This is a genomic window from Cytobacillus sp. C11.1 (genome assembly GCF_058145115.1).
The window spans coordinates 3152182-3165910 of the sequence record NZ_CM176935.1 but is presented as its reverse complement, the minus strand read 5'-3'; the positions used below and the strand labels follow the sequence as shown (position 1 = coordinate 3165910).

Sequence of the window (13729 nt, the reverse complement as noted above, 5' to 3'; positions counted from 1 at the left end):
ATTTATTTCAATAAAAATCCTGCAGAAAATGGATCTGTCGGATCTAATACATATGTCTGCATACCTGTAATGAATCCGCGGGATCTAAAACAAAACTTGTAACCGGTTTCAGTTTTTGTTGTCAGTTCCGCTTTTAGCTTTCCATTAAAAATGCTTTTATTTTCAATTGGTCCATCTGCTGGTAATTCACCTTTCGATAATAAATAGGCGGTGCAGGCAGCCGTTGTGCCAAAGCCTGGGGAACGAACAATATAATTGTCCGGCCGGAAGGTAATTGTTTTAATTTTTCCTTCATCTTTTTTTGAACAATCAATGAGAATTGCCTGAGCTTCTAAATGTCTGTCGGCAAGAGCTGCTGCTGCCTTCTGCCCCCATTGATTAATCTCAGGAAGATCCTCTATTTCAATCTCAAAAGGTACCTCCGCTTTATCAAAAATTGCATATAATTGATCTGCTTGAACAAGGGTTGCTTCCGTTTGTAAATCACGATTCGATAAAACTACGTTTGATTGAACAACCTGACATGCTTCGCCAGCAAACTCAACTGATTTCACTTCATCGTTATCCATAACAGCAATAACAGTAAAGACACCGCTTACAGTTTCAATTTTATATTCATTTGATGGCTTTGCCTTTAATTGTCCGCATTCCAGTAATGCCGTAATAACCGCAGTAACACCGCCGTATTGCATTGGAACAGTTCTATCATGATTGAAAAATATCACAGCTGCATCAGCCCCGCTCTTAAATGGAGGAACTACAAGACAGCCATTTAAACCAGCAAAACCGCGTGGCTCATTTAACAGGAGTTTGATTTCTTCCGCATTGGCAAGAGGAAATTGATCATTTAGCTCCTCCAAGCTCTGATAATGAACAAATGGGGCATCCTTAATGATTCGAAAAGCCTCACCTGCTACGTGGACATCGGTCGCTGTATAAGCCTTTTGGATTTTCATTTCACATCCTCCATTTCATGTTCCATTGGGGGAATGAGTAAAAAGCCTTCCATAAGCGGGTCTTCCTCGTTATAAAAGAACCGGTGCATTCCCATTAGCCATGCTGAACCGGAAATTCTAGTAATAACTGCCTCTGCTCCCTCTACATTCGTTGTTTCAAGCACACGTCCCCGGAATAAGGATCCTACAATACTTTCATGAACAAATTCCTCATTGATTCCGATTTCCTGCTTGGAATAGAGGACGGCCATTTTTGCGGATGTGCCCGTTCCACATGGTGAACGATCAATTCCTCCTGGAGGGACAACCACCGTATTTTTTACATCTGCTTTTTCATGAATTGGCTCTGTAAAAAACTCAATGTGAGTCAGTCCTCGAATGAATGGATATTGAGGGTGGACAACATCCGTTTTTTCATTAATTGTATTTCTAATTTTGATGGCTTTGTCGATAATTGTTGATGCATTCTCTGGTGTTAACTCTAATCCAACAGATTTAGCATCGATAATTCCATAGAAATTACCGCCATAGGCAATGTCTGCATCAATGGTGCCGATTCCCTCAACTTCTACTGAAACACTTTTTAATAGAAAGGCAGGGACATTGCAGAAGGAAACCTCTTTTGCTTTTCCGTTTTCGACAGTTATATCTGCCTCTACAAGGCCGGCTGGTGTGTCTAATTTTAGTGAAGTAATCGGCTCCTGAACTGGGATCAGACCCGATTCAACCAATGCAGTACAAACTCCAATTGTGTCATGCCCGCACATTGGCAAATATCCCCCAGTTTCGATATAGATAACACCAATATCAGCTTCTGGATGGCAAGGATCTGTCAATAAAGCACCAGACATAACATCATGTCCCCTTGGTTCATTCATTAACAGCTTTCGAATCCAGTCATACTCACTATTCATATGGAGCATTTTTTCAGACATCGTTTCTCCCTTAAGCTCCGGGAGTCCGCTAATTAATGTCCGGGTCGGGTTACCACCCGTGTGTGTATCAATCGTGGTAAAAACTCGATTTGCTTTCATCAGCTTAACACCCTTTCCTTAAAGCGACTAAAACTCAGGGGTTCAATCGGTATACACGTTTCTTTATCATTAAGCAATTCCTCTATCACTTTTCCCGTAACAGCGGCAAGGCTTATCCCGTCTCCCTCATGTCCTGCTGCAATATAATAGTTAGGAATTCCCTTAACTCTTGATACGATCGGCAAATGATCCTCCGTCCATGGGCGTAAACCTGCATAGGAGCGAATGACCATCATATCAGCCATTTTCGGGTAAAACCTAATTGCTCGATTAGCAATGCATTTAATTATTTCATTGTTAACCTTTGTATTAAATCCAACAAATTCCCGGCTGCTTCCTATAAGGAAGTTTTGGCTCTCTGTTGGTTCGAATACTAGTGCAACTCCGTATTTTTCAGTCAGCTGATCAACCTTGCGCTGCCCGCCAAACTTGGAGATTAAATAACCAAACTCCATCACCTTTCTCGATCCTACATGCTGCTGCCGGGATGCGACGATAATGTGACCTTTTCTTGGTTTAATAGGAATGGACAAGCCAAGCATTTCTCCTATGTAGGGAGCCCATACCCCCGCAGCGTTTACTACATGATCTGCGATGAAAATTCCATTTGATGTCTCAACTGCAAATGTGCCGTTTGGCTCCTTTCTCATACTTTTTACTTCAGTTTGTTTACTGGCTTTTGCTCCCATTTTTTTTGCGGCTTCTAAAAGATTAAATGCCAAAAGATATGGATTGACTGTAGAATCTGTCGCACATTCTAAGCCGCCTAAAAGATCATCGGCAAAAAATTTGGACTCTTGGCGGATATCCTGGCGATCTAGCATTCTAAATGGCAAGCCCGCTTCCCTCTGGCGCTCTACCCACTTTTGTGCGGCTTCCATTTCTTCCTCTGATTCACAAACTAAAATGCTTCCCGGAGCTCTATACTCAAATGGGTGCTCCAATTCTTTACTTAAATCATCTACTAATTTCTGACTGACTAATGACATTTGACTATCAAAGCCGGGATCTTTATCAATCGCCAGAATATTTCCATCACACCTTGATGAAGTGCCACTGACAAATTCCCCTTTTTCAATAATCGTTACGTCTCTCCCAGATTTAGAAGTATAATAAGCGATTGAACAGCCAATAATCCCTCCGCCTATGACTAAAACGTCACAATGCTGTGTCACAAAACCAATCTCCTTTCGTCTTGTTGCATACTTTAACTATGCAAAAAGTGTGCCAACATCAAAAAATTGACATATCCCCCTTGTTTTCAAATTTTTTGCAGCTTTATTTTTTAGATAACTTTTAATTTTAAAAAAATTTGATAAACTAGTGTATAAAATATTAAACAGTGTAAATATTTTTTTACACACAGGAGGGTGTCAATGTTTGCTTTACCATCGATTAAAGAAATGATTGAAAATAAATTAGTTCATTTGACAAAACAAGAAATTGATTATTCCCTTGCAACAGTTCATGTAAATGATCCATTTTCTGCATTGGTACAAACATTTAAGCAACACACGACCGTTGCAGTAATAGATGCAAGCGGCAATACGATTGGCTGCATCACTGCCGGACAAATCATTGATTTTCTATATGACTCCTATAATCAATTAAAGGCCTTCTATGAGTCGGTCATCCATACGATGGATGCTTCAGTAACGGTGATTGATGCCAGTGAACATGTCCGCACATGGACAGGAGGAGCCGAGAATATCTTCTCTGTCAAAAAAGATGAAATTATCGGCAAACCAATAACAGATTTCTTTGAACATAAGGATCTGGAAATCTTGAAGTCGCTCTATAAAGGAAAAAAAATTCGGGGACAGTATCATCAGGCAAGGTCTGATCTAACCGTTCTCATAAATTCAAATCCTGTTTATTATAATGAGGAAATTATTGGTGCAGTCGTTTCGGAGACCGATGTAACAAACCAGGTTGTTCTAAATGAAAAGTTATTTAATATGTCAACAGAAGTTCACCGCTTAGAACAGGAAATGGCGAAATACAGGCCTTCAGATCCATTTAATGGCATTAAAGGAAAAAGTTCTGTGCTTGAAAAAACAATCCTCTTAGCGAAAAAGGTATGCACTGTCAGGTCAACAGTATTGATTTTAGGAGAAAGCGGGGTCGGCAAAGAAGTGTTTGCCAAAGCTATTCATGAAGCAACAGAGGGTCCGGACGCTCCATTTGTTTCAATAAACTGCGGTGCAATTCCAGCGTCATTATTTGAAAGTGAATTATTTGGATACGAACGTGGAGCCTTTTCCGGTGCAGATCATAAAGGGAAAAAGGGGAAAATTGAGTTGGCAAAGGGCGGTACCCTCTTTCTTGATGAAATAGGTGAGATGCCTTTAGAAATGCAGGTCAAAATGCTCCGTGTGCTTCAGGAAAGAAAGTATTACCGGGTTGGCGGGGAAAAAGAAATTAACGCAGACTTTCGCGTAATTGCCGCAACGAATAGAGATTTAAAAAATTTAATGAACGAAGGTCAATTCCGAGAGGATTTATATTACCGGTTAAATGTTGTTAGTTTGAAAATTCCTCCTTTAAAAGAGCGCCGAGAGGATATTATCGAGTTAATTCATTATTTTTTAAACGATTTCTCCTTACGCTATCAGCGGCCGATCCAACAATTTACACAGGAAGTGATGCAGGAGATGCTCCAATATGATTGGCCGGGCAATGTGCGTGAGCTGCGCAATGTCATTGAACGTCTTGTTGTCTTTGCGACAGATGGTGTAATTCGTAAGGAGTATTTGCCATTCCATTCAAGTTCTGCTGATGGGACTACAGATGATAGGAAACTACATGAAACCTATTTAGAAATAGATTCTGTCATTTTGCCGCTGCAGGAGGAAATGGAACAGCATGAAAAAAAAATCCTTGAAAAAGCATTAGCAATAACAAATAGAAATAAATTGGAATGTGCAAAAAAGCTTGGAATTACACGAGCAACCCTATATAACCGATTAAAGCGATTAGGTTTGAGCTAATTAAAGCAGGGTCTTTCTCTAAGTTGGTACGATTTTTGCATAGTATTTTTACATAAGATTGCAGAGGAGGATTTCCAAATGAGCAATAACGAAACACTTGTCATTTGCCGTTGTGAAGAGATTACATATGGACAGCTTTATACAACAGCAGAGGAGCACCAATGCACAGCAAGGGAATTAAAATTAAGAACTAGGGCAGGAATGGGATTTTGCGGGGGCCGTACTTGCAGAGTAATGGTCGATCGAATTATTGAAAGTGTCATCCCTAATACAGAAAAAGGCGAAATTCCATTAAAAATTCAACCCCCAGTCCGCCCAATAACATTTGGAACTGTAGGTGAAAATAATGACTAGAATTATAGACCATCCTATTTTAGGAAAATTACAAGATAGAAAAAAGGTCCCTTTTACATTTGACGGAAAAGAATATGAAGCCTATGAAAATGAAACAATTGCAGCTGCACTTTTAGCAAACGGAGTAAGAAGGCTTCGTGTTCATGAGGAAAGCGGAACGCCAAGAGGCTTCTATTGCAACATTGGCCATTGTATGGAATGCCGTGTAACAGTAGATGACCAGACTAATGTTAGAGCCTGCTTAACACTTGTTAAGGAGAAGATGGCTGTTGAAAGCGGGAAGCAGCATCCTAATATTGTTAAAAGGATGGTGGAGGAAAGTGTGTGATGTAATCGTGATTGGAGCCGGACCAGCAGGATTAGCAGGTGCTATTTCCTGTGCCGAAAACGGCTTAAAGGTAACCGTGATTGATGAATTTGTAAAACCAGGCGGTAGATTAATCGGACAGCTCCACGAGGAACCATCAGGTGAATGGTGGAACGGTATAAAAGAATCAGAGCGTCTTCACAATGAAGCTAAAAATCTATCAGTGGATATCCGTTGCGGTGTTTCTGTATACACCCTAGATAAAGATGACGGTTTATGGAATGTGCATACCAATATTGGAACATTGACAGCACCGTTTGTTCTGATAGCCACAGGAGCAGCTGAGTTTCCAATCCCTGTTCCAGGGTGGACTCTTCCAGGTGTCATGTCCATCGGTGCCGCACAGGTTATGACCAATGTTCACCGGGTCAAGGTTGGAAAAAAGGGAATCATCATCGGTGCAAATATTTTAGCATTTGCCATCCTGAACGAATTACAAATAGCAGGAATTAATGTCGAACGAATCGTCTTACCTGAAAAAAACCCGCTTAGCCAAAAGGCTGGAGAACCTGAAGAGGTAATGAAATCGCTTCTGAATGCAGCCCATCTTGCCCCTTCACCTCTCCTGCGTATTGGAAGCCGCTTCATGAAAAATGATTGGTTCCGAAAAATGGGGATGACATTTTTCCCTAAAAGCGGAGTTAAAGTCAATGGTACGTCATTGCAGCTAAGAAAAACTGCTCTTGAAATTCTAGGCAAGGACCAAGTGGAAGGAGTCCTCACAGCAGATATTGATTCGAACGGAAATGTAATTCTTGGAACGGAAAAAATGTACAAAGCAGATTTTGTCTGTATTGCAGGCGGTTTATATCCGCTGGCTGAGCTCGCAGCTGTTGCCGGATGCCCATTCCAATACATTCCTGAGCTGGGCGGCCACGTCCCACATCACTCTGAAAAAATGGAAACGCCGCTTGCTGGATTATTTGTAGCAGGTAATATTACAGGAATCGAAAGCGGAAAAATAGCCATGGCCCAAGGAACAACCGCTGGACTTTCCATTGCCAAACACGCTGGAAAAGGCGGTTCAGAAATGGATCAGCTCCTTGAAAAGGCTATGCAAAATATCCGTACCGTCCGTCAAAAAGCCGCAATTCAATTTAATCCAGAAATCGAAAGCGGCAGAAGAAAAATGAACGAGCTGTGGGTAGAACTATACGGAGGAAATAAAGCTTTCAAGAAGATTGGATAATAAAAATCAGCGGCTAAAGGTGCCGCTGATTTTTTTTATTGAATCCGAATTAATTCTGTAGGAAATGATGTAAGCATCTTTCCATTTCCATTCTCGTCAATATAGACATTTTGCTCTATTCGGACTCCCCCATATCCTGGAATATAAATACCAGGTTCAACTGTAAATAATAACCCGCTTTCTGCTATAGATTCATTTTTTTCATGAACGGAAGGCTCTTCATGAACTTCTATCCCCAATCCGTGTCCGACACGGTTGTTAAAATACCGGCCGTAGCCCGCCTCTTTTATGACACTTCGAGCGGCAATATCAATTTGCCCCAAAGGGATACCTGCTTTAACTGCCTTTACACCCGCTTCTGTTGCCTTGCGAACTATGTCATAAATTTCTCGCTGCTTTGCAGTTTCTTCACCAATGACAAATGTGCGTGTAATGTCAGAGCAATAACCATCCACGATGACGCCCATGTCAATTAATAGGAATTCACCATTATTAATTGTCTTATTGCCTGGCTGGCCATGCGGCAGGGCAGATTTTGCACCTGACAATACAATCGTTGAAAATGAGGGACCATCTGCACCAAATTTTCGCATCAAATACTCAAGCTCTGCCGTAAACTCTGACTCTGACATTCCTTCTCTAACCCTTTTTATTCCCTCACCCATTACCTTCTCAATCACATGAATGGCATGCTGAACTTTATTTATTTCCGCTTGGGTCTTTTTCATTCTTTGGCCAGCAATAAAGCTGCCGATATTCTTATAGCTAAATCCTTCAAAGAAATAATTAAACTGTTCCTGCTGGAATAAGGAAATGACTTTTGTTTCTAATCCAATCAATTTCACTTCATTTCCAATTGTATCAGCCACTACTTTGTATGGATTTTCCTCATCTGAGATTGGTACAATTTGTCTTACGCAGGAATGTTCCTCTGCAATTTCCAGGTCCAGGGCAGGAACAAACAAATATTGTCTTTGTTTTTTTAAATCAATCACTAAAGCCATAAATCTCTCATGAGGATCAGAATTAAATCCGGTATAATAGAAGACGTTTTTAGGATCTTTAATTATTCCTAAATCTGCCCCCAGTGTCTCTAAATAGTTTGTTAATGCATGTAATCTAGTTTTATGATGTTCTTGCACAGGAAGTACACTCCTTAATGAAATTAACAAGTAAATTCTATTATTTATTTATTAACCACGTTACCTAGCGAATTATTTTTTATGTCCGAATTTGTAAAATGATCCGGTTTAACCTTTGCCTTAATTTTCATTCCTGCTAAGTAAACTGCTCCAGAAATTAAAAGTGATTGAACAGCAGGAACTCCCATTGGAAATACATATTGTGTTAGGTACCCAACTAATGCACCTAATGCTAACGCAAGAGTTGCAATCCAATTCCACCCCGATTTATCTTCCCACTCTTTATTTCGTATAAAGAAAAAGTCTGTAAACATAACCGCAGCGATAGCTGGATAAATAACGCTTAATAGGATGAGGAAGTCCATAAAATAGGCTAATATGCCTGCAACAGCTAACATAATTCCAGCTATTGATCCAGCTATTGTTAACCAGGCTCGGCCTTTTCCAGAATCAATATTAAACATATTTGCCGCAGCAAGCCCTGTTGAGTAGCATGCTACTAATTGACTCGTCCATAAAGCTAACCATAGGATTAAGAATCCCCAAAACGGAAAACCTAAATCCTGCATTACAGCAACAATATCTGCATTTCCTACGCCAACTGACATAACAGCCCCTGTCATGAAAAAGACAAATCCGATCACAATAATACCAAGGGGAATTAACATCTGATCTTTAACTGTTGGTTTTGAATACCGCGTATAGTCTGATGCAATTAACCATTGAGCCACATTCGCGCCCAGGATTAGGCTAATCCCGCCTAAAAAGGTCATAGACGGTTCTGGATTCCAATCCATAATCTTTTCCCAGCCAGCACCTTTCAAGGAGTAAAATACACCAGCAAAAATGAGAAGCAATCCAGCAGGAACCGCTAAATAATCTGTCCACTTCATTGAATTATACCCAATGATAGCCGGGACAGAAAAAAGTATACCAGCTATTAATGTTAAAAGAGCCCAAATAGCCCATTGCTCTGTATAATCGATTCCAAAAACAGCAGAAATAGCATTCCCTGCAACAGCTGTATTTACAGCAAACCAGCCTACATTCATAACAACTAATGACAAACCGACAATAAATCTTGCTTGTATTGAACCAAAACTAGTTCTAGCAATTACTGCGGAAGGGAGCCCAGTCTTTGCCCCAAGATATCCTTGAAGAGCATTTCCTATCCATTGTATAATGACAAGAGCTATTAATAGGATAAGCAGGATCTTTGAAAGCCCGAAGCTCCCCGCTAATGCAGCACCAATCATAATAACTGGAACCGAAAATTCTAATCCACCAAATATAGTTGCAGGAACAATCCAGTGTTGCCGTTCTGATTCCGGAACTTTCGCCAGCGCTTTATCATCATCCATAGATGCCATATATCTTCCCCCTTTTTAAGTAATTAATCTATTCATCTATTCTTTCAATAAAAATTTTTTGTTTTCCCTCAAGCCATACTCTTTCTCCTATTTGTACCAGTCGCTCAAGCTCATGATAATCTACTTGTGCAAATATATTTACTGGTTCATGGCCTCTGTGGCTTCTTGCCATTTCAGCCCCATAGTAGATTGCTATTGCCTGCGGATGGTCCCCCTCCCCTTCCCAGTTCCAATCTCTCCAGTAGCAAACTTCGCCTACACTTGTAAATATGGTTTGATTTTCCCTTGGCGGCATATCTTTTTCAGTGTAGGCAAAATTAACCTCCCGGCCAGACCATCTGGATTGTGTAACAACGCTTTCAAGAGGAAGTGAATTCCAAATTTTTTCGCATGTATAAGGAGCCTTCTCCTCAAGCATACTAGCTGTAATTTCTTCTCCGTTTTCAAATTTAAGCAGTATTCGTTTCAATTCTATTGCACATCCTCATTGCGTTAAGAGAGTAATGTTCCATTAATTCTGAATTATCAGTTTTTTTGTGATGAAAAGTGAGGAAGAAAACAATAAAAAGAACCGTTGATTCCTTCCCAACTCGTTAGCTACTTTTTCAACTTATATTACCTAAAGCACTTCCCGCTGCTTTGTAATATAACCATTTCTTAAATCACTTTCGATATCAATTGCAGATCTTTCAGCCGGATCCCCAAATCCTCCCCCTCCCCCTGTTTTTGCGATAAGGATATCGCCCTTTTTAATCTTTTTTCCGTTAACCTTCAGTAAATGTTCTGGCTTACCTTCTGACACAATTTCAACATCAGGCTCTACTCCTGAATGACCTCCAAATAATCCCCATGCAGGAGTTTTTGATCTTTCAAACCATAGGGATACAGATGTATTATCACTTAAAATCTCGTATTCTCGTACGACTCCAAGGCCTCCCCGATGCTTACCCGCACCGCCTGAATTTTCCCGTAGTGCATACTGATTGATTCTAATTGGATATTTCGACTCAAATACCTCAATCGGAAGATTTTTAAAATCTCCGCTAACATGGTTAATCAACGCTGATTGTCCATCACCTGAATGGAAAGCACCCCATCCACCGGCAGTTGCTTCAACACTTAAAAATGATTCATTTGTATTTTCATCCATGCCTGCAAAGGTAACGACCATCGAATCTCCATAGTGGGCGGCAGCCGCTTTTTCCTTCATAACAGGAGACAATGCTTTAATAATTAAATCAATTAGGATGCCTAGGGGCGTGAAATACCATCCACATGGAGCAGGCTCCGTTGCATGGAAGATCGTTCCCTCCGGAGCAATAACATTCATTGTCCTAAAATTCCCTCCCGTTACCGGGGAAAAAGGACTAATTAAATCTTTAAATGCAACCCGACATGCAGAGATGGTCTGAGCATATCCGCAATTCGTTTGTCCAAAGCGTTGTTTACTAGAACCCGTTAGATCAATTGTAATGTTTTCCTCTTCTACTCTGACCTGTACTTTTACAAGAATAGGCTCATCCTTGACACCATCATTATCAAGGAATCCCTCCGCTTCATAAACTCCATCTGGAATGCTGCGGATAACGCTTCTGTCCATTTCTTCTGATTGTTTAAAAATATCATGAATACAGCGATTGATCCGATCAATGCCAAACCGAATGATTAACTCTTTGAATCTTTTTTCTCCAGTTCTGCAGGCTGCAATTTGAGCATTTAAATCTCCTAGTGCTGCCTCGCGGAAACGATTATTGGAAACAATAAGCCTGATTACATCTTCAATTGGCTTGCCTTTGTCATAAATTTTTGTAGGCAGAATACGAATTCCTTCCTGATAAATGCTTGTTGCATCCATTGGATAGCCCGGATCCTTTGATCCAATATCAAGCCAGTGTGCGCGATTGGCCGTAAATCCTACTAATTCTTCTTTAAAGAAAATAGGTGAAAAGACCGTGACATCATTTAGATGGGTTCCGCCAATATATGAATCATTTAATATATAAACATCACCATCATTATAATATTCAATTCCTCCAATCATTTCCGTTGTAACTTTGATACATTCATCAATATTACCGAGGAAGATTGGCAGCCCTGCAGATTGTCCTAACAGCTCGACATCCCTGTTAAAAATGCAAACACTGCAGTCCTTCATTTCATAAATGATTGGTGAAAAAGCGCTTCTTGCAAGACTGGCATTCATTTCATCCGCTGCAGAAATAAGTGCATTTCTTACGATCTCTGTAGTAACCGGATTCTCTAAATAAACCTGTTGCTGAATGGTCATACTAATACCTCCTGTTCGGCTGTTTCTTTAACAATTTCAATATTCTGATATTCATCAATGTGAATGTAGTGTTTTGGCGGAATAACCAGTGTTGAATTTTTATCTTCGACTATAGCAGGTCCATTGAAATAGTTTCCGTTTACAAGTGAATCTGTAGAATAAACCTTTGTTTCCGCTTCCACGTTATTCCATACTACATTTCTAGTAGATTTAGGTGTGGCTTGCTGTTCAGTTTGCTCCTGAGATTTTACATACTCAATTTTCTCCAAATCTCCAAAGGCGGTGACTCTAAGGTTTACTATTTCTATTAGCCCTTTTGGATTATTGTGGCCATAAATATCTAAGTGTGCTTTATGGAAATCCTGTTCTATTTGCTCAAAATTATTGGTGTCATTTAATATGTTAATTGTGTACTCTTGCCCTGTGTACCGAACATCAATACTATTTTGGAAACGAATTTGACCCGTTTCAATATTCTGCTGATTTAACACTGTAATACTTTCCTGTTTCATTTCTTCATATTTTGTTTCTATTTCTGGCATTTCAACCTGGCCTTTGGTAGCCACATAGTTCCGAACGGTATCAAATCGGATGTCTGTCTGAAGCATCCCCCATGCAGAAAAGGTGCCAGAAACACTTGGAACAAAAACCTTTTTCATATCAAGTAAATCAGCAATTAAAACGGCGTGCATTGGCCCCGCTCCCCCAAAGGCCACTAGAGTAAACTCTCGGGGATCAATACCGCGCTTAACTGTCAATGTACGAATAGCATCAGCCATTTTTGCATTTGCAATATCACAAATTCCTTCCGCAGTCTCCTTAACGGATAAACCGATCTGGTCTGCAACCGTTGTAATCGCTTCAATAGCTGCCTGTTTGTCTAACTTAATATCTCCACCTAAGAAATTATTCTCATCAATTCGTCCAAGAACTAGATTTGCATCAGTAACCGTGGGCTGTTTACCGCCTTTTCCGTAACAAGCTGGCCCAGGAGATGAACCTGCACTTTTCGGCCCTACCCTTAAACCGCCTGCTTCAATCCATGCAATTGAACCTCCACCAGCGCCAATTGTATGTATATTGACCATTGGTGAAAGAATAGGGAAACCTTCCATGTTTATCTCTGCAATTACATCTGGCTCTCCATTGATGATCATACTGACATCGAAGCTTGTTCCGCCCATGTCTACACAAATTAAATTTTTATCACCAGTCAGCTTTGTTAAATTCATACCGCCAATGGTACCGCCAACTGGGCCAGACATAAGAGTCTGCAGAGGTAATTTTTTTGCAATTTTTGATGTCATTACACCGCCATTAGACTGCATGATATAGATATCCTTTTTAAAACCTCTTTTTTCTACTTCTTGCTCTAAAATTTTCAAATACTTTTTCACAATAGGTGCGATGTATGCATTAATAATTGTTGTACTCACTCGCTCATATTCACGCCATTCTCTAGCTATATCACTTGATAGTGAGACTGGAATATCCAACTCCTTCTCGATGGCTCTGCGAATATGACCCTCATGGTCCGGGTTTCGATAGGCATGCATTAAACATACCGCAACAGCATCATATTCTTTCTCTTTTAATTCCTCAATTATTTGAAGGAGATTTTCCTCATCTATTGGCTTTACTACAGAACCATCAAATGTAACTCTTTCGTTTATTTCGTAAATATGCTCTCGCTCAACTAGAGTTGCGGGTTTATTGAAATGAATATTGTACATTTCCGTGCGGTTAGCTCTGCCTATCTCGTAAACATCTCTAAAACCTTTTGTTACGATAAGAGCTACATTTGCTCCCTTTCTTTCTAGGAAAGCATTTAAACCAGATGTTGTTCCATGAACAAAATATTCAATTTCACTAAGATCATCAACATAATGTTCAATACACTCTAAAACCCCTTCTGCTAAATTATGAGGAGTGGTAAGAGCTTTTTTAGTATGATAAACATTTTCCATTCGGTCGAAAATAACTAAGTCAGTAAAGGTCCCTCCAATATCTACACCAAGCCGATAACGTGACATTTATGTT

General features: G+C 40.1%; 11 protein-coding genes and 2 pseudogenes. 5 read left to right on the top strand and 8 right to left on the bottom strand.

Annotated elements, in window-relative coordinates; translation table 11 throughout:
• Positions 1–2: 2 nt before the first annotated feature.
• Genes AC3ZVC_RS15725 through AC3ZVC_RS15715 form a run of 3 tightly spaced genes read right to left on the bottom strand, consistent with a single transcriptional unit; the run spans position 3 to position 3165 of the window.
• Positions 3–956 carry a proline racemase family protein gene (locus AC3ZVC_RS15725; protein WP_490064148.1) on the bottom strand — a complete coding sequence of 318 codons (954 nt, stop codon included), beginning with the start codon at positions 954–956 and terminating at the stop codon, positions 3–5.
• On the bottom strand, positions 953–1990 hold the full coding sequence (locus AC3ZVC_RS15720; RefSeq protein ID WP_490064147.1) for a proline racemase family protein: 1038 nt from the start codon (positions 1988–1990) through the stop codon (positions 953–955). Before AC3ZVC_RS15720 ends, AC3ZVC_RS15725 begins: the two co-directional genes overlap by 4 nt.
• Positions 1990–3165, bottom strand: a complete 1176-nt coding sequence (locus AC3ZVC_RS15715; RefSeq protein ID WP_490064146.1) for an NAD(P)/FAD-dependent oxidoreductase — start codon at positions 3163–3165, stop codon at positions 1990–1992. The genes AC3ZVC_RS15720 and AC3ZVC_RS15715 overlap by 1 nt, the downstream gene beginning before the upstream one ends.
• 381 nt (positions 3166–3546) lie before the next feature.
• Here AC3ZVC_RS15715 and AC3ZVC_RS15710 point away from each other — a divergent pair.
• The 5 genes and pseudogenes from AC3ZVC_RS15710 to AC3ZVC_RS15690 form a co-directional block, all read left to right on the top strand.
• Positions 3547–4759 (top strand): annotated as a pseudogene (locus tag AC3ZVC_RS15710) (sigma-54 interaction domain-containing protein); the annotation flags it as partial.
• Positions 4760–4824: 65 nt separating this feature from the next.
• A pseudogene (locus tag AC3ZVC_RS15705) lies at positions 4825–4980 on the top strand (helix-turn-helix domain-containing protein); the annotation flags it as partial.
• Positions 4981–5058: 78 nt separating this feature from the next.
• Positions 5059–5334 carry a (2Fe-2S)-binding protein gene (locus AC3ZVC_RS15700; RefSeq protein ID WP_490064145.1) on the top strand — a complete coding sequence of 92 codons (276 nt, stop codon included), beginning with the start codon at positions 5059–5061 and terminating at the stop codon, positions 5332–5334.
• Complete coding sequence (locus AC3ZVC_RS15695) at positions 5327–5662, top strand: (2Fe-2S)-binding protein (RefSeq protein WP_490064144.1); 336 nt, start codon at positions 5327–5329, stop codon at positions 5660–5662. The genes AC3ZVC_RS15700 and AC3ZVC_RS15695 overlap by 8 nt, the downstream gene beginning before the upstream one ends.
• Positions 5655–6890 carry an NAD(P)/FAD-dependent oxidoreductase gene (locus tag AC3ZVC_RS15690; RefSeq protein ID WP_490064143.1) on the top strand — a complete coding sequence of 412 codons (1236 nt, stop codon included), beginning with the start codon at positions 5655–5657 and terminating at the stop codon, positions 6888–6890. Before AC3ZVC_RS15695 ends, AC3ZVC_RS15690 begins: the two co-directional genes overlap by 8 nt.
• A gap of 35 nt (positions 6891–6925) precedes the next feature.
• On the opposite strand, the gene AC3ZVC_RS15685 is transcribed toward AC3ZVC_RS15690, so the two are convergent.
• From AC3ZVC_RS15685 to AC3ZVC_RS15665, 5 genes are all read right to left on the bottom strand, one after another.
• On the bottom strand, positions 6926–8032 hold the full coding sequence (locus AC3ZVC_RS15685) for a M24 family metallopeptidase (protein WP_490064142.1): 1107 nt from the start codon (positions 8030–8032) through the stop codon (positions 6926–6928).
• A gap of 44 nt (positions 8033–8076) precedes the next feature.
• Positions 8077–9402, bottom strand: a complete 1326-nt coding sequence (locus AC3ZVC_RS15680; RefSeq protein ID WP_490064141.1) for a purine-cytosine permease family protein — start codon at positions 9400–9402, stop codon at positions 8077–8079.
• Positions 9403–9430: 28 nt separating this feature from the next.
• Positions 9431–9871, bottom strand: coding sequence for a DUF3830 family protein (locus tag AC3ZVC_RS15675; protein ID WP_490064140.1), 441 nt, complete (start codon positions 9869–9871; stop codon positions 9431–9433).
• A gap of 150 nt (positions 9872–10021) precedes the next feature.
• Entirely contained in the window at positions 10022–11689 is a 1668-nt protein-coding gene (locus AC3ZVC_RS15670) for a hydantoinase B/oxoprolinase family protein (RefSeq protein WP_490064139.1), read from the bottom strand.
• Positions 11686–13722 carry a hydantoinase/oxoprolinase family protein gene (locus tag AC3ZVC_RS15665; RefSeq protein WP_490064138.1) on the bottom strand — a complete coding sequence of 679 codons (2037 nt, stop codon included), beginning with the start codon at positions 13720–13722 and terminating at the stop codon, positions 11686–11688. The genes AC3ZVC_RS15670 and AC3ZVC_RS15665 overlap by 4 nt, the downstream gene beginning before the upstream one ends.
• Positions 13723–13729 lie beyond the last annotated feature (7 nt).